Raw genomic sequence first — 22,441 nt, forward strand, 5'->3', positions numbered from 1 at the left:
GCTGGCCCCCGCGGCACTACGGATCAGAAATCCAGATCGGTATAATGGGGCGGCGGCGGGAATCCCGGGATCTGATCCGCCAGAATACTGCGGAACGCGGGGCGCGACTTGATCTTGGCGTACCAGTCCTTGACCACATCGCTGCGGTTCCAGTCCACGTCGCTGATATAGTCCAGCGCGCTCAGATGCGCCGCCGCGGTGAAATCGGCCACCGTCATGCGGTCGCCAGCCAACCAGCGCCGGTGATCCAAGAGCCAAGCCATATAGTCCAGATGATACTTGATCTTCTGGGCCCCCAGCTTCACCGCCTTACTGTCGGGATAGCCGGTCTTCATCATCTTCTTGTTCACCCGCTCGTACAGCAGGTTCTGCGTGACTTCCGAATGGAACTTGTCGTCGAACCAGCTGACCAGACGGCGCACTTCATAGCGCCCTTCCGGCGAATAGGGCATGAGCGGCGGATCGGGGTACACCTCTTCGATGTACTCGCAGATCGCCATGCTCTCGGACAGGATCTTGCCGTTCAGGCGCAGCACCGGCACCTTGCCCGCGGGGTTACGGCGCAGGAAATCGGTGTCCATTTCCCAGTACCGCTCCTCGACCAGCTCGACCTCGATCCGTTTTTCGGCCAGCACCAGCCGGACCTTGCGGCAGAACGGCGACAGAGGAACGTGATAGAGGCGATTCATGGCGTCCTTCGCGATAGTTTGGATTTATCTTTCAATGCCCGTCCCTTGGAGTGTTTTCAATCCTCGAAACAGGCAGCCCTGCCATCTCTTGCGATAGTCGCGGCCCCATCCGCAATTTGCGTCGCCCTTCGGCTTACAAATTTGCTGGGGTTGGCGGCATCCCGCTCTTTGGGGTCGGGCAGCAGCGCCGCCAGCAAAGCCGCCTCGCGGGGCGTCAGTTCGGCAGGGGTCGTCCCGAAGTAGTTGCGCGCCGCCGCTTCGACACCGAAAATGCCTTCATCGAACTCGGCCACGTTCAGATAGACCTCGACGATGCGCCGCTTGCTCCACGCCGCCTCGACCAAGGGGGTCAGCAAAGCCTCCAGCGCCTTGCGGACCCAGCTGCGATCCTGCCACAGGTAGACGTTCTTGACCACCTGCTGGCTCAGGGTCGAGGCCCCCCGCGTCCCGCCATCCTCGATGGCCACACGGATCGCCGACATATCAAAGCCCCAGTGCGTGCAGAAATTCGCGTCCTCGGCTGCCACGACAGACCGCGCCATCACCGGCGCGATATCCTCCATCGGGGTCCAGACCCGCTGGATTTCCCCCAAACGCCGCGCTTCGGACCGCATATACAGCCCCTGAGGCACCGGCAGGAACGACGGCAGCAGAATCGCCAGCACAAACAGCCCGACCACGCCGAAAATCACACGGCGCACCCACGTACGCCGGTCCACGCGGAACCATCCTGCGGTGCTGCGCGTGCTCTTTTTCTTGCGGGTGGTCTTTTTGCTGCTCTTGGCCATGCATTTCAGTACGCCCCGAATTCCTCGGGGGTCAAGGCCACCTTTTGCCTCCTTCCGCGCGCAAAAGAAAAACCCCGCCAGATTGCTCCGGCGGGGTTTGAATTCAGGTCGTAACCCGTCAGGATTACTCGGCGGGGATCGCCTCGGCTTCGTCAGCGGCCAGCGGGAATGCCATCTTGTTCAGCATTTCCTTGGGGCAGACTTGCAGGAACTTGGGCAGGTTCTCTTCCCAGTTCTGCAGGATCTCGCCTGCTTTGCGGCTGCCCGTCTCAGCGTAGTGACGCTCGACCAGGTCCTTCAGCTGCGCAACCCAGTGCGGATGGCTCGGAGCGCAGGTCACCAGCGTCTCGAGGTTCATCCAGTCGTGGGCTTCGCCATCGGGGTTCCACAGATAGGCCATACCGCCGGTCATACCCGCGCCAAAGTTCGCGCCGATCGAGCCGAGGATAACCGCCACACCGCCGGTCATGTATTCACAACCGTTCGAGCCACAGCCCTCGATCACCACTTTCGCACCCGAGTTACGGACAGCGAAACGCTCGCCTGCGCGGCCAGCCGCGAACAGGTAGCCGTCGGTCGCACCGTACAGAACGGTGTTGCCGATGATGGTGTTGTCAGCCGCGACCAGCGGGCTTTCCATCGGGGGACGGACCACAACGGTGCCGCCCGACAGACCCTTACCGACATAGTCGTTCGCATCGCCCGACACTTCGATCTTCAGACCCGGCGCTGCAAAGGCACCCAGCGACTGGCCAGCCGAACCGCGCAGTTTCACGGTCAGGTGGTCGGCCTGCAGGCTGTTACGCATGCCAAAGCGACGTACGATGTGGCTCGAGGTGCGGGTGCCGACGGTACGGTGCGTGTTCTGCACCGCATAGCTCAGCTGCATCTTCTCGCCATCCTCAAGGAAGCGTGCCGCGTCCTTGACGATTTCCGCATCCAGAGTGTCCGGCACAACGTTGCGCGGACGGCTGCGGTCGTACTCGATCTTCTCGGAACCATCTACGGTGATCAGCAGCGGGTTCAGGTCCAGATCATCCAGGTGTGCAGCACCACGGCTGACCTGGCTCAGCAGGTCGGCGCGGCCGATCACGTCGTCCAGCGAACGGGCACCGATGGATGCCAGAATCTCGCGGACTTCCTGAGCGTAGAAGGTGATCAGGTTGACCACTTTGTCCGCGTTGCCGGTGAACTTCTTGCGCAGCGACTCGTCCTGAGTACAGACGCCGACCGGGCAGGTGTTCGACTGGCACTGACGCACCATGATACAGCCCATCGCGATCAGAGCAGCAGTACCGATGCCGAATTCCTCGGCACCCATCATCGCTGCCATGACGATGTCACGGCCGGTGCGCAGACCACCGTCGGTCCGCAGGGTGACGCGCGAACGCAGCTTGTTCATCGCCAGAACCTGATGCGCTTCGGTCAGACCCATTTCCCACGGCAGACCTGCATACTTGATCGAGGTCGCAGGCGACGCGCCGGTACCACCGTTGTGGCCCGAGATCAGGATGATGTCCGCCTTCGCCTTGGCAACGCCAGCGGCGATGGTGCCAACGCCCGACGACGCAACCAGCTTCACGGTGACCTTACAACGCGGGTTGATCTGCTTGAGGTCGTAGATCAGCTGCGCAAGGTCCTCGATCGAGTAGATGTCGTGGTGCGGCGGCGGCGAAATCAGGGTCACACCCTTGGTCGAGTGGCGCAGACGGGCGATCAGGTCGGTGACCTTCATGCCGGGCAGCTGACCACCTTCACCGGGCTTCGCGCCCTGTGCGACTTTGATCTCCAGCTCTTCGCACTGGTTCAGGTATTCGGCGGTTACACCGAAACGGCCCGAAGCCACCTGCTTGATCTTGGCCGACGGGTTGTCGCCGTTGGGCTCGGGGTGGAAGTGTGCGGGATCTTCGCCGCCTTCACCCGAATCCGACTTCGCGCCGATACGGTTCATTGCCACGTTCAGGGTCTTGTGCGCCTCGGGCGACAGAGCGCCCAGCGACATACCGGGGGTGACGAAACGCTTACGGATCGAGGTGATCGATTCCACCTCTTCCAGCGGGATCGCTTTGCCCAGCGCCTTGATGTCCAGCAGATCACGCAGGTGAATCGGCGGGTTCGCCTTCATCAGCGCCGAGTACTGCTTCCACAGCTCGTACGAGCCACGGTCACAAGCCGACTGCAGCAGGTGCATGTTGTTTGCACCCCAAGCGTGGGTCTCGCCCTGGCGACGTGCCTTGTAGAAACCACCGATCGGCAGCACATCGCGGTTCGACTTGAAGCCAGCTGCGTGCACTTCTTCGGTTTTCTTCTGGATGCCGACGATGCCGATACCCGAGATGCGGCTCATCAGACCGGGGAAGTACTCGGCGCACATGGCGCGCGACAGACCCACAGCCTCGAAGTTCAGACCACCGCGATAGGACGAGATCACCGAGATACCCATCTTTGCCATGATCTTCAGCAGACCCTGGTCGATGGCTTCGCGGTAGCGGGCGACGTTCTCGGTCAGGCTGCCTTCCAGCAGGCCACGCTCGATACGGTCGGCCAGCGAATCTTCGGCCAGATAGGGGTTAACGGTGGTCGCACCACAACCCACCAGCACAGCAAAGTAGTGCGGGTCCACACACTCGGCCGAACGCACGTTCAGCGAGCAGAAGGTCCGCAGGCCCTTGCGGGTCAGGTGGCTGTGAACAGCACTGGTTGCCAGAATCATCGGCATACCAACGCGGTCCGCGTCCAGTTTGTGGTCGGTCAGAACGATGTGGCCAGCGCCCGAACGCACAGCGTCTTCGGCCTCGGCGCGGATACGCTCCAGACCTTTGCGCAGAGCGTCTGCACCGGGTTCGAAGGTACAGTCGATCTCGGCCAGATCAGCGTTGAAGTGGTTCTTCAGCTCGTTGAACTGGGCATTGCCGATGAACGGGCTGTCCAGAACCAGAATTTCGGTCTGCGCGCTGGACTCGTCCAGAACGTTCTTCAGGTTACCGAAACGGGTCTTCAGCGACATCACGCGGAATTCGCGCAGAGAGTCGATCGGCGGGTTGGTCACCTGGCTGAAGTTCTGGCGGAAGTAGTGGCTCAGCGGACGGTACTTGGCCGACAGAACTGCCGACGGGGTATCGTCGCCCATCGAGGCCAGCGCCTCTTTGCCATCCTCGGCCATCGGAGCCAGGATTTGTTCCAGTTCTTCCAGGGTGAAGCCGGCAGCGATCTGACGCTTGCGCAGCTCTGCGCCTTCGAACAGCGGGGTTTCGGTGATCTGACCCAGAGCTTCGTCCAGATCGTTGATCTTGCCGACCCACTCGCCAAAGGGCTGGCTGGCCGCCAGAGCGTCCTTGATCTCTACGTCGTGATAGAGCTTGCCCTCTTTCATATCGACGCCGATCAGCTGACCCGGGCCCAGTGCGCCCTTCTCGACAACGGTCGCTTCTTCGGTGGGAACCATGCCTGCTTCGGAACCCGCGATCAGCAGGCCGTCGCCGGTCACGACATAGCGCATCGGGCGCAGACCGTTACGGTCCAGACCGCCGCAAACCCAACGACCGTCGGTCATTGCCAGCGCAGCGGGGCCATCCCAGGGCTCCATCACGGCGTTGCAGTACGCGTACATATCGCGCCACGATTCGGGCAGCTCGACCGCCTGCTTGGACCACGATTCGGGGACCAGCATGGTTTTCGCCATGGGGGCGTTGCGGCCCGCGCGCACCAGAACCTCGAACACCGCGTCCAGGGCTGCCGAGTCCGACGCACCGGTTGCGATGATCGGCTTGATGTCCTCGGCCATGTCACCAAAGGTCGACGAAGCCATACGGATCTCGTGGCTCTTCATCCAGTTGGTGTTGCCCTTGATGGTGTTGATCTCGCCGTTGTGCGCCAGCATGCGGAACGGCTGCGCCAGCCACCACTGCGGGAAGGTGTTGGTCGAGTAACGCTGGTGGTAGATCGCAAAGGACGATTCAAAACGCTCGTCCATCAGGTCGGGGTAGAACACTGCAACCTGCTCGGCCAGCATCATGCCTTTGTAGATGATCGAACGGCAGGACAGCGACGCGATGTACAGACCGTTCACGTGCGCGCCAGCGGCCGCTTTCTCGATACGGCGACGGATGACGTACAGCTCGCGCTCAAAGGTCTCTTCGTCGACGCCTTTGGAGTTCGAGATCAGGATCTGCTCGATCTCGGGGCGGGTCGCGTTGGCTTTCTCACCCAGGCACTCGACGTCCACGGGAACGTGGCGCCAGCCGTAGATGCCATAGCCCATGCGCAGAACTTCGGTTTCCACGATGGTCCGGCAGGTTTCCTGCGCGCCAAAGTCGGTGCGCGGCAGGAACACCTGACCAACGGCCAGCAGTTGATCTTTCTTGGGCTCGTGGCCGGTACGGCGGATCTGCTCGTAGAAGAACGGAACGGGGATCTGCACGTGAATGCCTGCGCCGTCGCCGGTCTTGCCGTCGGCGTCAACAGCACCACGGTGCCAGATCGCTTTCAGAGCGGTGATACCGGCCTCGACAACCTTGCGGCTGGGCTGACCGTCGATGCTGACGACCAGACCAACGCCACAGGACGAATGCTCGTCCTCTTCGCGGTAGAGGCTGTTCTGGTCCATCCACTTGCGCTTTTCTTCCTCGGCGCGGACCCAGTTTTCGTCAAACTTTTGCATTGTTTTAACCCTTCCTTCGCTGGTGGGTCAGGGCTGTTGCCCTAATCAAATTCACTGGCTTGGCGGGGGCGGCGAAACGTACTGACGTGTGCCATACCCCAACCATATGTGGGCCAGACCCTTATTCGGCGGCGACGGCTGCCTTGGCGTTGAACTTCTCGATGATGGCTTGCGCGGTGTCGCGGCCATCACGGATTGCCCAAACCACCAGCGACGCGCCACGGACGATATCGCCAACGGCGTACACATCATCGAGGCTGGTCTGACCGGTGCCGAACTTGGCCTTGACGGTGCCCCAACGGGTCACTTCCAGACCGTCGGTGCCCCACAGTTTCGGCAGGTCTTCGGGCTCGAAGCCCAGCGCCTTGATCACCAGTTCTGCGGGTTCGTCGAAGTCTGCGCCTTCGATCACTTCGGGGCTCTGACGGCCCGACGCATCGGGGGCACCCAGACGCATTTGCTGGACCTTCACCGACGAAACGGGCTCGCCTGCGAATGCTTTGGGGGCTGCCAGCCATACGAACTGTGCGCCTTCTTCCTCGGCGTTCTGCACTTCGCGCTGCGAGCCGGGCATGTTCGCACGGTCACGACGATAGAGACATTTGACCGACTTGGCGCCCTGACGGATCGCGGTACGCACGCAGTCCATCGCGGTGTCGCCACCACCGATAACAACCACGTTCTTGCCCTCGGCGTTCAGAGTGCCATCAAGCAGCTCTGCCACTTCGTCACCGAACGAGGCCTTGTTCGAGGCGGTCAGATAGTCGATCGCGCGGACGATACCGGCTGCACCGGCACCGGGGCCTTGCAGATCACGGGTTTTGTACACGCCGGTCGCGATGATGGTTGCATCATGCTGCGCGCGGATTTCTTCGAACGACAGGTCTACGCCCACGTTGCAGTTCATAACGAAACGCACACCGCTGTCTTCCAGCAGCTTGTTGCGGCGCATCACAACGTCTTTCTCCAGCTTGAAGCCGGGGATGCCGTAGGTCAGCAGGCCGCCTGCGCGGTCGTAACGGTCATAGATGGTGATCTGGAAACCGGCACGACGCAGCATGTCGGCCGCTGCCAGACCGCCGGGGCCTGCACCGATGATGCCGATGCTTTCAGCGCGCTCTTCTACGGGAACGATGGGCTGAACCCAGCCGTTTTCCCACGCGGTGTCGGTGATGTACTTTTCGACCGCGCCGATGGTGACGGTGCCGTGGCCCGACTGTTCGATCACGCAGTTGCCTTCGCACAGACGGTCCTGCGGGCAGATACGGCCGCAGATCTCGGGGAAGGTGTTGGTGGCCTGGCTGATTGCATACGCCTCTTCCAGACGGCCGGTTGCGGTCATGCGCAGCCAGTCGGGAATGTTGTTATGCAGCGGGCAGTGGTTCTGACAGTAGGGGACACCACACTGGCTGCAACGGCTGGCCTGCTCGTCCGCTTTGGCGGCAGCGAACTCGGCATAAATCTCGTTGAAGTCCTGTTTGCGGTCTTCTGCAGTACGCTTGGTCGGCATGTCGCGTTCGACTTGAACGAACTTGAGCATGGGTTGCTTCGCCATGGTGGTCAGCTCCCTAGAGGTTTCATGTGTTGACGGCGTCATAAATCAGTCTTGGAGAGATGAAAAGTCAGAAGCGTTGACCTAAATTTCGATTTTTCGGATTTAAGGCAGCAAAACAGACCTATCTGACGCATTTTTTAGGTCCGAACCGGACTTATGTAAGGATTAGCCAAAGGAATCGGCAATCTCTATGGTGCGCCACAGTAGAATCCTACAACACGGGCAGACCATGACCCTATTTCATTTATTCCTAGTAGCCGTTGTCCAAGGGATTACGGAGTTTTTGCCAATTTCTTCATCAGGTCACCTGATCCTGTTGCCTGCCCTGACCGGCATGGAAGATCAGGGCCAAATCATTGATGTTTCTGTACATTTCGGGACGCTATTTGCGGTGGTCCTGTATTTCTGGTCCGACGTGCGCGCGGGCCTTGCCGGCCTGCCGAACGTTCTGCGCGGCCGGATCGAAACCGACGGCGACCGCCTGTGCCTGTCGCTGATCATCGCAACGATCCCCGTTATTTTGCTGGGACTTGCCTTGAAAGTCACCGGTCTGGACGAGGCGATGCGCTCGGTCAAAGTGATCGCGTGGACCATGCTGATCTTCGGTATCGTCCTCTATTGGGCCGACCAGCACGGCGCCGAAGTCAAAAAGACCGAGGACTGGGGCGTAAAAGATGCCATCAAGCTGGGGCTTTGGCAGGCAATTGCCCTAATTCCGGGCACTTCGCGGTCGGGCATCACAATTACTGGCGCCCGCTTCATGGGCTACAACCGCTCTGACGCGGCCAAAGTATCGATGCTGATGTCGATCCCGACGATTCTGGCCTCTGCCATTCTGCTCGGGGCCGAGGTTATCTCGACCGGCAACGCCGAAGCGGCCCATGATGGCGCGATCGCGGCGGGTCTGGCCTTTGTATCGGCGCTCGCGGCACTCAGCCTGATGATGCGTTTGCTGCGCAGTGTCAGCTACACACCTTATGTCATCTACCGCTTTGTCTTTGGCATCGGCCTGTTGGTCTGGGCCTACTTTGGCAATCCGGTGATCTGACCAAATAAAAAAGGGGCCTTTCGGGGCCCCTTTCCATTTCTGCTATCCTGATCGGATCAGCCGCGCAGGTTCTTGGCCGAAGCCTTGATCGCGTCATACTGGCCCGAGGGACGGAACTTCCACAGATAGCTGGGCAGAACCGCGTGATAGTTGGTGGGGACGATGCCGAACGCTTCGAAACCGGCGGCCCCTTCGGACACCACGTTGTCGGACTTCAGGTTCTGCACCTGATCCTTGGTCAGTACGCCGTTGGTGAACAGGCCCAGAGTCAGACCCTGCACCATGTCTAGAACGCCGCCCATGATCGACGCCGCAAAGAAGGGCACGTTCAGGATCAGCTTGCGGCGGTGAATCACGGCCAGAGTGTCCTGCATCAGTTCGCGGAAGGTGCGGACATCGGGGCCACCCAGCTCGTAGATGCCAGCGGGGGCATCGCCATTCACGGCCTTCACCGCAGCGGCGGCCACGTCATCTACATAGACGGGCTGGAATTTGGTGTTTGCACCGACGACCGGCAGGATCGGGCCCATCATACCGGCAAAGCGGTTAAAGAAGCCGTCTTCGTTCCCGAAGATGATCGAAGGACGCAGGATCACAGCGCCGGGCACGTGGGCCAGAACAGCAGCTTCGCCAGCGGCTTTGGTACGGGCGTATTCGCTGGGGCTATTCGCATCGGCACCAAGCGCCGAGATCTGCACCATACGGGTGATGCCAGCAGCGGCGGCGGCGCGGGCAACGCGCTCTGCGCCAGCGGCCTGAACGGCCTCAAAGCGGTTCTTGCCGGTTTCGGCCAGAATGCCGACGCAGTTCACGACAGCATCCGCGCCTGCAACCGCAGCCTGTACGCTTGCGTCGTCACGGATGTTGCAAAGAACGGGCTCTACCTGACCGACGACACCATAGGTGCGCACAAAGCCAGCTTCGTTCGGGCGACGTACGGCCACGCGTACACGGTATCCCTGCTGAGCCAAACGACGGGCGACATAGCGCCCGACAAAACCTGATCCGCCAAAAATGGTGACGAGCTGCGCCATTATCATAGCCTCCGGCCAATATTCGTTGGGGTGATTACTAACGCCGCGCAGGGGGCCAAACAAGCGCATTCAAACAAAATGCATTTTTCCCGAAAAAAGCTGTTGACGCCCCCCTCGGTAAACCTTAGAAGCCCCCCTACGACACCTGCCCAGGTGGCGGAATTGGTAGACGCGCTAGCTTCAGGTGCTAGTGTCTGTAAGGACGTGGAGGTTCGAGTCCTCTCCTGGGCACCATTTCCTCCTAGTTTAACGACTGGAGGCCTCGGTGACAACCTTTCTGTACAAGAATGATTTGCCGGACGGTTTGGACCTAGGTCCAGCCGTGGCAATCGACTGCGAGACGATGGGCCTCATCGCTCATCGCGATCGCCTTTGCGTTGTGCAATTGTCTGCCGGAGACGGTCACGCCCACTTGGTCCAAATCGCCAAAGGCCAAACCGAAGCACCCAACCTGTGCCGCATCCTGACTGATCCGAATGTCCTGAAGCTGTTCCACTATGGACGGTTCGACATTGCGTCGATGTACAACGCCTTTGGCGCACTGGCCGCGCCTGTGTACTGCACCAAGATCGCCAGCAAACTGGTCCGCACCTATACGGACCGCCACGGGCTGAAGAACCTGATTCAGGAACTTCTGACCACCGATATCTCCAAGAACCAGCAGTCCAGCGATTGGGGCGCACCGGAATTAACCAAGGCACAACAAGACTATGCGGCCTCGGACGTTCTGTATCTGCACCGCCTGAAAAAGGAGCTGGACCGGATGCTCGTGCGCGAAGGCCGCATGGAGATCGCGCAAAAATGTTTTGATTTCCTGCCCACCCGCGCGCAACTAGACCTCGCGGGCTGGCCCGAGGTCGATATTTTCTCGCACTGATTACGAATTCTAAAGACGGTTACTATGATGGCAGGCGGGCAGCGCAACACCTACTCGGTCATCGTCGCTTGGGCCAAAATCATTTTGCCCGTGGTGGCGCTGGGACTTCTGTCGACCGTCTTTCTGTTCTCGCGCCAGATCGACCCCGAAGCCGCAATTCCCTTTGCCGAAGTGGACCTCGAGGCGCGCCTTCGCGAGCAGCGCCTGAGCAATCCGAACTACGCCTCGACCACCGAAGACGGCTCTGCCCTGACCATCGTGGCAGAATCAGCCAGCCCTATGGTGGGCGGCGATGGCGGTACGGCGACCAATATTGTGGCACGTCTGTCGCGCACGGACGGAACGGTCATCGACCTGACCTCTGATTCGGGAACGATTCGCGGATCAGAGAGCCTGACCCTGACCGGCAATGTGCAGATCGACACCTCGGACGGGTACAATATCCGCTCCGAAGAGATGACATCGGCAATGAACCGCACAGATATCACTAGCCCCGGTCCGGTAACGGGCACTGGGCCCTTCGGCGATTTGCAAGCCGGACGGATGCACCTTACGGTGCCCGAAAATCAGGATGGAATCCTTGCGGTTTTCGAAGGTGGGGTTCGCCTGATATATAATGGCACATCCCAAGGTTCAGAGGAGCAAAAATAATGTTTCGCAAGGTAATTGCCCTGTGTGTGATGCTGCCTCTGCCCGCATTCGCCCAAGGAATGCAGACCGCGTTCGGCGCATCCGACCAGAACACCGACGCCCCGATCGAGGTTGTCGCAGATTCGCTCGAGGTGAATGACACCGCGAACACAGCGGTTTTCGTCGGCAACGTCGAGATTGTGCAGGACAAAATGCGCATGACCGCACCCCGCGTCGAGGTCACCTACCGCGAGGATGACGCCAGCACCCCCGAGATCGAGGAAGGCATCGCCAAAGTCTATGCGACCGGCGGCGTGACCATGACCTCTGGCGGCGATGCGGCCGAGGGCGAAACTGCCGAATATAACGTGGACAGCGACTATGTGCTGCTCAGCGGGAATGTCCTGCTGACCCAAGGGCGCAACGTCCTGTCGGGCAACGAGGCCAAGATCAATCTGGCGGACAACACCGCGCAGATGACCGGCCGCGTTCGCACCATCATCAATCCGGGCTCCAAGAAATGACGCCCCAACCCGAACTGACCGTGGCCCAAGGCTCTGCCGGCCTGCAAATCCGCAACCTACGCAAAAGCTACAAAAAGCGCGTGGTGATCCGTGACGTGAGCATGGACCTGCACCGCGGCGAGGTTGTGGCCCTGCTGGGTCCGAACGGTTCGGGGAAAACCACCAGCTTCTATGCCATCGCGGGCCTTGTCTCCCCCGAGGGTGGCCGCGTGACCATCGACGGGAACGAAGTGACCCGCCTGCCCATGTATCGCCGCGCCAAACTGGGCATCGGCTACTTGCCGCAGGAAATGTCGATCTTTCGCGGCCTGAGTGTCGAGGACAACATCGCCGCGATTCTGGAAATCTCGGAGGCTGATCCCCACACCCGCCGAGAACGACTCGAAGAGCTGCTGAGCGACTTTTCCATCGAACATCTGCGCCGCGCCCCTGCACTGGCCCTGTCAGGCGGGGAACGCCGCCGTGTGGAAATCGCACGCTGTCTGGCGGCCAACCCCAAGTATCTGTTACTCGACGAACCGTTTGCGGGCGTTGACCCGATTTCGGTCGGGGATATCCGTCATCTGGTGCACGACCTGAAAAAACGCGGCATCGGCGTGCTGATTACGGACCACAACGTCCGTGAAACGCTGGAAATCGTTGATCGCGCGTACATTCTTCATGATGGGCGCGTTCTGATGTCCGGCACCCCCGACCAGGTCGTCAAAGACGAAAATGTTCGCCGCGTTTACCTGGGCCGCGATTTCCGCATCAGCTAGGCTTCGCCAATTCAAAAAATCTTTTGCTAGAAACGATTGACAGCCCCCCTCGGACTGTCACCAAATGGTCATATGAGCCAGACCTGTCGCCATATTAGGTCAATCCACAATAGCCTACCCGAGCACTCGGGACAGGGATGGGTCGCTCAATATCCCCACGCAACTGTACGGACCATGCACCCCGCCCGGGGGGTCCGTCCTTGCACATAGAAGGAAAAGACCATGCGGTATCAAATCACCGGAAAACAGATCGACGTCGGCGAAGCGCTGTCCACTCACGTCAAAGATCGACTGGGTGAGGTACTGGACAAGTACTCGCAACGCCCGACGGATGCGCAGGTCACTTTCTCCAAGTCGGGGCACGAATTCGTCTGCGAATGCACCGTGCACCTTTCGACTGGGTTGAATGCTGCCGCCCGAGCCCATGGCACTGAAATCTACGCAACTTTCGAGGAATGTGCAGAGAAGATGGACAAACAGCTGCGCCGCTACAAGCGCCGCCTGAAGGACCATCACAAGGATAGAACAAGCCCTGTTGAAACTTTCGAGGCTTCCTCGTATATCCTCGCCGCAGATACGCAGGACGATGAGGCCGCCGAGCCTGAATCCCTGCAGCCCATTATCGTCGCCGAGATGGAGACGAAAGTTCCCTCGCTCTCGGTCGGCGAGGCGGTAATGCAGATGGAACTGGCTGGCTCTCAGATGCTGGTCTTCCGTAACGAGAAACACGGTGGCGTAAACGTTGTACATCGCCGGGATGACGGGAATATCGGCTGGATCGATCCCCGCAGCACCGGTCAATAACGCACCGCAGCCTTAGGCAAAAGCGAACCCAATGCAGATTTCTGATATCCTCTCGCCGCAAGCGGTTAAGACCATTGTTGGCAGTTCGAGTAAGAAGCGTTTGTTCCAGGATATCGGCGATCTGGCCGAAGCCGCATTGGGCATCCCCAGCGCCCGCGCCGTCGAGGCGCTGGTGGAACGCGAAAGTCTGGGACCAACCGGTGTGGGACATGGCGTTGCCCTGCCCCACGCCCGCCTGTCAGAGATCGAGCGTGTTCAGGGCATTTTCCTGCGCCTCGATAGGCCGGTCGAATTCGGGTCGGTCGATCGCAAGCCCGTTGATCTGGTTTTCGCCCTGTTCGCCCCCGAGGACGCAGGCGTCGAACACCTGAAAGCGCTGGCAGTCGTGTCCCGCACCCTGAAGGATCAAGCGGTCCGCACCAAGCTGCGCGCCAACAGTGACGCGCTGACCCTGCATGCTGTTCTGACCGAAGATCAGACCACTCAGGCGGCCTGATACCGTTTCTTCCAGGGGCCATAGCCCAACATCATATAGTCGCGCGTGTAAGCTTCCTTGCACGCGTTTTCTATGTCCGCGTCATAGATGTCGGCCAGCGACACGGGGCATTCGGGTTCATAGATCGCTGGCACGGCGGGCGCCTTGCGCCCCAACTGGTCGCACAACTGCCCAAGGCCCATTTCCAACTGCTCTTCGCGAATGATTAGGTCGGGCAGATTGAACTCCGCAAACCCTTGGATCATCTGGCTCTGCGACGCCCAACCGGGATCGACACGAACGCTGGTCTGCCCCGCCAGATTGCCCTTGAGCCATTCCAGGAACGCCAGAAACGCCGCCCGGTGGGACGCCACGTCATAGGATTCTCCCGGTCCGTTTTTCGGCAGGGGCAGCTTATAGCGCTTGCGCAAAACCTCTCGGATTTCGCCGAATGAACCTGGGCCGCTGGACAGAATGCGTTCACAGAACACGCGGTGGGCTCGGGTCAGCGGGTGCGTCACCACGGTAAAGGCACGGTGCCCACGGTTCACACGCTTCCATTTGCGCAGGGGTTTCTGGGTAAAATCGCGCTGTAACGCATCGGCGCCCACGCCATCCAACGCACCCAGCCATCCGCAAATCGCATCCTCGACCCCCGCGCGCAGAGGTAGGTACATAACGGGCGCCTCAGCCGCCGCGATGTAGTTAGGGACCATCGCATTCCTGCGCGGCTCAAAATTCGGGGTGCGGGTCAGGTCAAAGCGATCCAGACGAGCCAGCGCCCCTTCCATCTCTTCGAAATTGGCGACCTTTTCGGACAGAGGCTCGGGGTTCTGCTTCTTCAGCTGTTTGTCCAACTCCGGCAGGCGCGCCTCTACCCCAAGGAACGCAGCCAAGCCGTTCATCACATCCAGATCCTGAAGATCCTCGTACGCGACATAAAACGCAGTCTGTCCCGTGGTCTGCAACGCCCGCAAAACCTGCTTTTGAAAGGCCTGCAGCGTCTCGATATGGTTGATGAATTCGTCCCCATTGAACACCGCCTGCCCGTCGCGGCGGTTTTTGGCATCGGTCAGCTTCCACTGGCCGGTGGCCTGCGCGATCTTCCACGAGACATAGCTTTCCACCGGATTGCGGGTCAGTACGATCTTGGCGCAGCGCGGATCGGCCAACAGGCCGTCGATCACGCGCGGGTCATGGTCGTGGAAATAACGGAACCCGTTCAGCCCCTCTGCTCCGCGCACGCGGTCGATCAGCACCGTCGGATCAGCCTCTCGCTGCTGCTGCGATACCCCCAGAACGTTATCCACGTTGGGATATCCGATGAAGAACGGGTTGAATGCCTCACCGTGGCAGGTCACGCCATCCAGCGCATTCAGGTTTGCCTCGAGAAAGTTGCTGCCTGTCCGCATTTCGGCAAGCACAACAAACAGATCGAATTTAGACGGCATCAGAAATTACTTCACCAAATAGGGTTTACGCGGTTTGCGCGGCTTCTCCCGCTCTTCGAGTGTGTTCGGAAAATCGCCGGTAAGATAGGGGTGCATCCCCTGATTTTTCAAATTCTGCAGGAATTGAGCAAAGCCCGTCAGGTTCACCATCTTGGGCGCCTCGGTCAGGCGGCGCTTATCGGTCTGGCCGATTTCTGTAATGATGGCTTGCAGGGGCTCCATCGGGGCTTCGACAAATTCGGCAAGGCTCCAGATATGGATGCGGGCCTTGGCATAGGGGGACCGCAGCACGTCCAAATGGCGGCTTTCACGGCGCTGCAATTCGGCCGCAGCCCGCCGGATTTCTGAGAAATCGAGGTTCGAGCGGAACAATGGCACCGCCCAAGCGCCCGTAATCACCGAAATCTGCGCGTTCGGATCTTTGGCGATGTCCCACTCGATATTCTGGATATGATCTGCGGGGCCCACCTGAAAACACTGGCGCTCGCCGCGCGTGTTCCAGATCAGGTTGGTCAGAAAGGCGCGCGGGTTCCGGTCGCGCAGCGCGGCGCTGTCGGTGAGCGCGCCATTAATCACCTCGACCTCACCCTCGTAATGCACGCGATCTGGGGCAAAAAGATGCCCGTGGACCCGCGCACCCGACAAACGGGCGAGCCAACTTTCGAAATCCTCGAACAGTTCAGCGAACCCTTCGAACACCGAATATTCCGAGGCCGTAAAGCCGTTTTCCCAGTCAGGGTTGGGATAGCGGCTCTGCATATAGAGGCCGCGACGACCTTGGGTCCGGCGCTCGACCGCCTTGGCAAAGATGCGGTCGATCTTGCCAGGGTTCGGCTCGGTCCGGTTCATCGCGTCTTGCTGCGGGGTCAGAAACGCGTTGTAGAGCCGGTCCGCAAAGGGCCAGATTTTCCGCGCGACAAAGCAGTCCGACCGCCGCAGCAACTGCAGGTGATCGTCGTAAAAGATGTGCGGTTTCCCTTGGAAGTCGAATTTCGACAGGGTCAGGGAGCGGCTCTGGATATCCCGCGAATACAGGCGCACCAGCGTTTGGAAGTAGGACTCGTCAGGAATCCACACTTGCCGGAAGAAGCGTTCGTAAATCCCGCGGCGCGGGTCCTGCAAAATGGCGGTCAGGGTCTGGCGCGTCAGGCACCACCACTGACTGCCCATATGCGGGATCAACCCGTCGGGCATTTCGCGCTGTAACCGCAGGCGGCGCTGCACATCGACGGCCAAGTCGAACAGGCGGCGATGTTTCTTCCACGCAAATGGGAAGCGCAGGGTAAACCGCTCATGATCGAGCCCGCCGATGGTCCAAGGCACATCCGCCAGCGTCGCCGATTCGATGAAATCTGTGTTCGGGCGATCGGCCAAGTACTGCACCAACTCCTCGACTGGACGCAGAGGCAGACAGGATCCCGACGCCAGATAGACATGACGCACACCAGCGAAATCGCGCAGCATCACTTCGGCGGCGGATTGAGAAGCAGCGACCAGACCCCATGTCCCCCACTCGCATTTATGGCGGGTGCTGAAGCGAATGTTGGACAGGTCGGACAGGCCCTTGATCAGCATGTCATAGCGGGACTTCGACATCCGCGCGTCCGCATGGATCACGACCGGCACACCATGAACGGCCCAGTGGCGGGCCACTTGTTCGACCCGATCCAAGGCGTTGTGCACCAGCAAAATCACCCCCAGCGTCATGCCCAGTTCCCCTTGGACATGAGGCCCAGAATCTCGAGCTGGCGCCAGTTGATGTATTTCTCGGACCAAGTGCACCACAGATCGGGGCTAACCTGCCCCTTTTCGGCGTACATCCTGTATTCACGGCTGGCCGCGTAATGCTGGCCGCGCTGCAGTTCCTCTTCGGCTTTGTGCGTGAAGGTGTCGAGGAATTTGGTATGCAGCAGAACGCCCGACGATTTCTCGCCGCCCCATTCATCATAAACCAGGTTCAGGCCGCGCGGCAGCAGCGAGTGGGTCGAACTGATATAGGCATACCGGTCCTCCCATTTCACCAATGGGATCTTGTTCAATGCTGGCGCATGGTCCGGCGCATCCGCAAAGAACACCCGCGCCCGCGGCCCGCCCTGAATCCAGAGGTTCCCGTATGCATGGTTGCGCTCGATCGTGTAGTTGCCGCTGTCGAACCACATCGCGATTTCCAGCGGGTCCTGACCGGTGCGATAGGGCTGCTCGCCAATCGGGCCCTTGGGGTACATGTCCAGCAGCATCGCGCCAAAGGACTTGATCGACGACGCATCCAGCCAGTCCGTCAGCGCACGCAGCGGGCGGGTGTCACAGAACGGGTAAACCAGAAATTCATCTGGATCGACGGTCAGGCACCAATGCCCGTTCCCGTATTTCATCAGCAGCCAGTTGATCCAGTCCATGCCAAAGCGCGACCGCTTGTAGCTGTCATTCGTGCGCCAGACCGAGCAATCCGGTTGCTCGGCCAGATAATCGGCGGATCCGTCGGTGCTGTCATTGTCCACGAAAAGGAAATGGTTGATCCCCATGTCCCTGTAGTAGCTGAGGAAGAATGGCAGGCGCTTCGCCTCGTTCCGCAGGGTGCAGAACACCAAGAGATCGGCCTCGCGGATGTAAGCGGTGCGATTGACCAAGGGCGACAGCTCACGGCTTTTGCGCATGGCACGGTAGCGCCAGCGCTTGCGTTCCAGCCGAAGCTTGTATGATTGGATGGCGCCCAATCGATCCCCTCAGTCAGCCGGCGAGCGCCGACCCCTAGATCACGCGCAGCACCAACTCAAAATGTGCCTCCCATGTTGGAGGCTTCCACAACTTTGCTTCAGAACTCGGGGCATTCCTAGTGGAATGCGCATTTCTGTAAGCATTCATAACAGTCTGATACCAAAGCTTAGCATCACCCGAAGGTGCGTAAACGGGTATATTTCCTAGAAATTCTCGATAAATCGGTAGGTCGTTACATACAATAGGCGTAATGTGACGCGCCGCTTCTGCGGGCGGCAGGCCGAACCCCTCTGCATGACTGGGGAAAAGCAGCGCAGTCGCCCCACGCAGCAGTTCCGAAATCGCGCCATCGCTAAGGCCGGAGAGTTCCCTGATCGGCGCATCCGGCCCCAATGCATCCAGGCGATCAAACACGGCCTGATTGTTCCATCCCCGCCCCCCGCAAATCAGCAGGGGCGGCGTATCGGGACCCAACTCGGCTGCCAGATTGCCCCACAAATCCAGTAACAGATCATGCCCCTTGCGCGGCTCGATGGTCCCGACCGTTACGAAGTATGGTCCCTTGGGCGACAAACCTCTGGGCAAGTCCTGAGGGGCCGGATCAGCAAAATCTATCCCCAAATGCGCAACAATACCTTCGGGCAGAGCACCCGAAAAGTTGCGCCTGACATCCTGTTCTGTCTGATAGGAATTGTAGATCAGCAGGTCGGCCTGACCACAAGCCCGCGCTAGAAATCCTGCGAAACGTTCAGGTGCGCCAGCCGCCTGATACTGGGGGAAATCCAGCGGAATGGTGTCGTGGATCAACACTGCAATGCGCGCATCAGGCACTGTGCGGACCGCCCGCACCACGCGCGCCGTCAGATTGCTGTGCCCTGTGTTCACGTAAACGGTTCCGTGTGGCAGATGCCGGCGCAGCGCAAAACCCAGAAAAACCTTCGGCACCCGAGAAATTGCCCGCGCCCTAAGATCACTCAGAATATTTTCACTAAGATTGCCGTTCGCTGACTCATCGCGCAAAAAGGTCATGCCTTCGCGCCCCACCAGGATATATCCCAGCCGCGTCCGAATCAGCCCAAAGCAGGGCACATCGCTGTTCAGGAAAGCGCATAGATAGGCACGTTCGACCCGATCGACTCCGGTCAGAGTGCGACCTGAGCGGCTGGTCAGCCGCGTCAGGTCCAGAAGGCGTGCTGCCTTATTTGTCGTAGTGGCCCGTTTGGTGCCAGCGCCATGCATCGCCAATCATCTGCTCCAGCGTCGAAAGCTTGGGCTCCCACCCTAGCTCATCCAACGCGCGTTTGGAGCCGGAAACAAGCTTCACACAGTCACCGGGGCGACGGGGCCCCTCTTCGTAGGGAACTTCGCGGTTGGTCACCGAGCGCGAGTGATCGATCACTTCGCGAACCGAGAAACCCGAACCGGTGCCAAGGTTGAACACACGGCTTCCCTTGCCATCCAGCAGCCACTTCACACCCAGAACGTGGGCGTTCACCAGATCAATGACGTGCACATAGTCGCGCACACAGGTGCCATCGGGGGTGTCGTAGTCGGTGCCGTGAATGGTGAGCGCAGGGCGTTTGCCCGCGATTGCATCCAGCATAACGGGGATCAGGTGAGTCTCGGGCTGGTGGAATTCACCAACCTCGGCCTCTGGGTCCGCACCAGCCACGTTGAAATAGCGGAAGATCACCGATTTCAGACCATAAGCTGCGTCAAAGTTCGCGAGGATATCCTCAATCGCGCGCTTGGACGCCCCGTACGAGTTGATCGGATACTGCGCGCAATCCTCATCCAGCATCACGCCGTCCTGCTCGCCATAGGTGGCGCAGGTCGAGCTGAAAACAAAGTTCAGGCAGCCCGCAGCGACGGCAGCTTCGATCAGGGTCAACGAGCCCTGAACGTTGTTGCGCCAGTACATGCCCGGATCCTTCATGCTTTCGCCGACCTGACTAAAGGCGGCAAAGTGCATAACGGCCACAGGTTTGTATTTCGCGAAGACCTCATCCACGCGGGCACGGTCCAACAGGTCACCCTTTTCCAAGGGGCCGAATTTTACCGCGTCTTCCCAACCGGTCGAGATATTATCAAATGTCACAGGCGTAAAACCGGCCTGTTTCAATACTTTGCAGGCGTGCGAGCCGATATAGCCCGCACCACCTGTTACAATAACATTGCTCACGTCAGCGATCCGCTTACTGGGCAGCCTTGCGGGCAGACATCACGTCCTCGAGGTAATGCTCGAGGTCATCACGCAGGTCGGCACGTGCCAGACCAAATGCAACGGTCGCCTGCAGGAAGCCCGATTTCGAGCCACAGTCGTAACGCTCACCCTTGAAGCGGTATCCGTAGACGTTGTCGCTATCGATGATTTCCTTGGCGATCGCGTCGGTCAGCTGCAGTTCACCACCAGCGCCGGCTTCCATGGTATCGATGTTTTCCAGAACCTTCGGGCTCAGAATGTAGCGGCCGATAACAGCAAGGTTCGAGGGCGCATCTTCGGTCTTGGGCTTTTCAACCATGCCTTTGACCGACACGAGGTTGCCCATGTCTTCCTTGATATCCAGAACACCGTACGACGAAATGCGGCTCTTGGGCACTTCCATCGCAGCAACCATGTTGCCGCCGGTTTCATTGTAGGCTTCGACCATCTGCTGAAGGCAGGGCTTATCCGCCTGGATCACGTCATCGGGCAGCAGAACGGCAAAGGGCTCGTTCCCCAGCAGACGACGGGCGCACCATACAGCGTGGCCCAGACCAAGCGCCTGGTTCTGACGGACGTATGCGATCGCGCCGCTGTCCATGTTGGTGCTGTCCAGAATTTCCAGAAGTTCGGTTTTGTTCTTCGACTTCAGGTTCATCTCCAGCTCGGGCGCGCGGTCGAAGTAATCTTCGAGGGCGCTCTTGCCGCGCGAAGTCACAAAGATGAATTCCTCGATGCCAGCGGCGCGTGCCTCGTCGATCGCGTATTGGATCAGCGGGCGGTCAACCAGTGTCATGATCTCTTTGGGAACCGACTTCGTGGCTGGCAGAAAGCGGGTTCCCAGACCTGCGACGGGGAAAACGGCTTTGGTAACTTTGTTGCTCATGTAATGTGGCCTTCCGTTTGTCGAAAGAAGCTCGACTTTCAATCTTTATAGCAGCGCTGCATTGCAGCTCAAATATCTAACACAATAAGTTGAGCCTAGGTTCCAGTGTTGTCGGGTTCAAGCCAGAATTCCCGCAATAGACGCCGCTTTTCAGCATCAATTCGCGCAGAAAATGTAGAAAGCCTGAAATTAGGCTGGGATCGCAGGCTTTTGCCCCAAATCCCCCCGTATTGCACCCAGAAACCTCGTTCATCATAGTAACATTGATGATACAGGGCCGATGGTGAAAGCTCTATGACAATCGGGATTTCACCTTCAGAAGCGGCCTGCTTTCCGCGCATCAGCAGCCCTTTGCGCTCAAAAATCCGCCCACAAATGACCTGAACCGGCGAATAGAGCGATTCGACCAGCGGCCAGAACGGACTCTTGGCCTTTTCGAGGATCGTGCGGGACGAACCAGACCTTTTACGGCCATCCGAAATTCCGTCAGATAGGGTTACGTTCAGAAACGAAACCTCCTCCGGACCAAGTAAACCATTTTGCAAAAGATGTAATAATCTATGCAATTGGCCGCCTCTGAAATGCTGCATTGCGGCATTTCGTCCTGACTGGTCCATGTAGGTTTCAACAAACAGCGCCTGACTTGCCCCGATCTCATAGAGCGTCTTCGGCACCCGCGCTTCTGTCCGTCGGCGACTCGGGGCAAAGGCATGGTGAACGCGGGCCATCGGCACGACCGCAACCTGCACCGCCTTTTGGGCCATGCGCATATTCAGATCGCCCTCGTCCAGATAAAACCGGTAGCGCGGATCAAATCCACCCAGCCGACGCAGCATGTCGCGCCGGAACGCCATATTCGTGCCGACGGTTTTGATCACCCTATCCGGCGTCGAGGTGAAAACCGAAATTGTATCCTCGGGCACCTCCAAGGGATGACTGACACCGGCGGCATCAATCGTCTCGGCTTTCCACTGATAGGATATGCCATTGCGGCCAAGGGTAAACCCTGTCGCCGCCTCAACCTCGGGCCGCTGAAAGGCCTGCAAAATCAGGAACAGCCATGCCGGTTCCGGCACCGCATCATCATCAATAAAGGCGACGACATCACCCGCCGCCTCGTTGATGCCCTTGTTGCGGGCGACCGAGATATTCTCGTCGTTCATGCGGACCAGCTTGACCCGATCCGCCCATCCCAAGCCGGTCAGATACTGGATGGCTGGATCGCTGGTGACGACCACAACCTCCATCCGGACCTTTTGCTGTTGGGACAGCGCCATCAGACAGCGCGCCAGCAAGGCCTCTCGGCCCTGACTGACGACAACGACGCTGGCTGATGGCTCCATA

Annotated in this window: 19 protein-coding genes and 1 tRNA gene; 8 read left to right on the top strand and 12 right to left on the bottom strand. The window is 59.4% G+C overall.

Annotated features, from left to right (window positions below; genetic code table 11):
- Window positions 1-23: 23 nt before the first annotated feature.
- From fzlA to HJ536_RS02480, 4 genes are all read right to left on the bottom strand, one after another.
- Complete coding sequence (gene fzlA, locus HJ536_RS02465; RefSeq protein WP_176852602.1) at window positions 24-689, bottom strand: FtsZ-binding protein FzlA; 666 nt, start codon at window positions 687-689, stop codon at window positions 24-26.
- Between the two features lie 56 nt (window positions 690-745).
- Window positions 746-1,477: a monofunctional biosynthetic peptidoglycan transglycosylase gene (mtgA, locus tag HJ536_RS02470; protein WP_176852601.1), complete on the bottom strand. Its 732-nt coding sequence runs from the start codon at window positions 1,475-1,477 to the stop codon at window positions 746-748.
- Between the two features lie 124 nt (window positions 1,478-1,601).
- A complete protein-coding gene (gltB, locus tag HJ536_RS02475; RefSeq protein ID WP_177156540.1) occupies window positions 1,602-6,137 on the bottom strand; it encodes a glutamate synthase large subunit in 4,536 nt (1,511 codons plus the stop codon).
- A gap of 121 nt (window positions 6,138-6,258) precedes the next feature.
- On the bottom strand, window positions 6,259-7,692 hold the full coding sequence (locus tag HJ536_RS02480) for an NAD(P)-dependent oxidoreductase (RefSeq protein WP_176852599.1): 1,434 nt from the start codon (window positions 7,690-7,692) through the stop codon (window positions 6,259-6,261).
- 229 nt (window positions 7,693-7,921) lie between these two features.
- Between HJ536_RS02480 and HJ536_RS02485 the strand changes: the two genes are divergently transcribed.
- Complete coding sequence (locus HJ536_RS02485) at window positions 7,922-8,740, top strand: undecaprenyl-diphosphate phosphatase (RefSeq protein ID WP_176852598.1); 819 nt, start codon at window positions 7,922-7,924, stop codon at window positions 8,738-8,740.
- A gap of 56 nt (window positions 8,741-8,796) precedes the next feature.
- On the opposite strand, the gene HJ536_RS02490 is transcribed toward HJ536_RS02485, so the two are convergent.
- Complete coding sequence (locus HJ536_RS02490) at window positions 8,797-9,774, bottom strand: complex I NDUFA9 subunit family protein (protein ID WP_177156541.1); 978 nt, start codon at window positions 9,772-9,774, stop codon at window positions 8,797-8,799.
- 147 nt (window positions 9,775-9,921) lie between these two features.
- Between HJ536_RS02490 and HJ536_RS02495 the strand changes: the two genes are divergently transcribed.
- The 7 genes from HJ536_RS02495 to HJ536_RS02525 all read left to right on the top strand — a co-directional run bounded on the left by HJ536_RS02495 (window position 9,922) and on the right by HJ536_RS02525 (window position 13,863).
- A tRNA-Leu gene (locus tag HJ536_RS02495) sits at window positions 9,922-10,008 on the top strand.
- A gap of 31 nt (window positions 10,009-10,039) precedes the next feature.
- Window positions 10,040-10,651, top strand: coding sequence for a ribonuclease D (locus HJ536_RS02500; protein WP_176852596.1), 612 nt, complete (start codon window positions 10,040-10,042; stop codon window positions 10,649-10,651).
- A 24-nt stretch (window positions 10,652-10,675) separates the two neighbouring features.
- The gene (gene lptC, locus HJ536_RS02505; protein ID WP_176852595.1) at window positions 10,676-11,302 is read left to right on the top strand and encodes an LPS export ABC transporter periplasmic protein LptC; all 627 of its coding nucleotides are present in this window, start codon (window positions 10,676-10,678) and stop codon (window positions 11,300-11,302) included.
- Window positions 11,302-11,805 (top strand): LptA/OstA family protein, encoded by a 504-nt coding sequence (locus HJ536_RS02510; protein WP_176852594.1) that lies wholly within the window; start codon window positions 11,302-11,304, stop codon window positions 11,803-11,805. Before lptC ends, HJ536_RS02510 begins: the two co-directional genes overlap by 1 nt.
- A complete protein-coding gene (gene lptB, locus HJ536_RS02515; protein WP_176852593.1) occupies window positions 11,802-12,563 on the top strand; it encodes an LPS export ABC transporter ATP-binding protein in 762 nt (253 codons plus the stop codon). The genes HJ536_RS02510 and lptB overlap by 4 nt, the downstream gene beginning before the upstream one ends.
- Window positions 12,564-12,785: 222 nt before the next feature.
- Window positions 12,786-13,367, top strand: coding sequence for a ribosome hibernation-promoting factor, HPF/YfiA family (hpf, locus tag HJ536_RS02520; RefSeq protein WP_176852592.1), 582 nt, complete (start codon window positions 12,786-12,788; stop codon window positions 13,365-13,367).
- 31 nt (window positions 13,368-13,398) lie between these two features.
- A complete protein-coding gene (locus HJ536_RS02525; RefSeq protein WP_177156542.1) occupies window positions 13,399-13,863 on the top strand; it encodes a PTS sugar transporter subunit IIA in 465 nt (154 codons plus the stop codon).
- Here the strand turns inward: HJ536_RS02525 and HJ536_RS02530 are convergent.
- From HJ536_RS02530 to HJ536_RS02560, 7 genes are all read right to left on the bottom strand, one after another.
- On the bottom strand, window positions 13,851-15,293 hold the full coding sequence (locus HJ536_RS02530; RefSeq protein WP_177156543.1) for a nodulation protein NodH: 1,443 nt from the start codon (window positions 15,291-15,293) through the stop codon (window positions 13,851-13,853). The genes HJ536_RS02525 and HJ536_RS02530 overlap by 13 nt on opposite strands.
- 6 nt (window positions 15,294-15,299) lie before the next feature.
- Complete coding sequence (locus tag HJ536_RS02535) at window positions 15,300-17,000, bottom strand: DUF5927 domain-containing protein (protein ID WP_177156544.1); 1,701 nt, start codon at window positions 16,998-17,000, stop codon at window positions 15,300-15,302.
- The gene (locus HJ536_RS02540; protein ID WP_228028329.1) at window positions 16,997-18,007 is read right to left on the bottom strand and encodes a glycosyltransferase family 2 protein; all 1,011 of its coding nucleotides are present in this window, start codon (window positions 18,005-18,007) and stop codon (window positions 16,997-16,999) included. The genes HJ536_RS02535 and HJ536_RS02540 overlap by 4 nt, the downstream gene beginning before the upstream one ends.
- 34 nt (window positions 18,008-18,041) lie before the next feature.
- Window positions 18,042-19,247 (bottom strand): glycosyltransferase family 4 protein, encoded by a 1,206-nt coding sequence (locus HJ536_RS02545; protein WP_177156824.1) that lies wholly within the window; start codon window positions 19,245-19,247, stop codon window positions 18,042-18,044.
- On the bottom strand, window positions 19,207-20,190 hold the full coding sequence (gene galE / locus HJ536_RS02550; protein ID WP_177156545.1) for a UDP-glucose 4-epimerase GalE: 984 nt from the start codon (window positions 20,188-20,190) through the stop codon (window positions 19,207-19,209). The genes HJ536_RS02545 and galE overlap by 41 nt, the downstream gene beginning before the upstream one ends.
- 13 nt (window positions 20,191-20,203) lie before the next feature.
- Window positions 20,204-21,097, bottom strand: coding sequence for a UTP--glucose-1-phosphate uridylyltransferase GalU (gene galU, locus HJ536_RS02555; protein ID WP_177156546.1), 894 nt, complete (start codon window positions 21,095-21,097; stop codon window positions 20,204-20,206).
- Between the two features lie 95 nt (window positions 21,098-21,192).
- Window positions 21,193-22,440, bottom strand: a complete 1,248-nt coding sequence (locus tag HJ536_RS02560; RefSeq protein WP_177156547.1) for a glycosyltransferase family 2 protein — start codon at window positions 22,438-22,440, stop codon at window positions 21,193-21,195.
- Between the last annotated feature and the right edge of the window lies 1 nt (window position 22,441).

It is taken from the genome of Donghicola mangrovi (genome assembly GCF_013377535.1).
In the GTDB taxonomy this organism is placed as follows: domain Bacteria; phylum Pseudomonadota; class Alphaproteobacteria; order Rhodobacterales; family Rhodobacteraceae; genus Donghicola; species Donghicola mangrovi.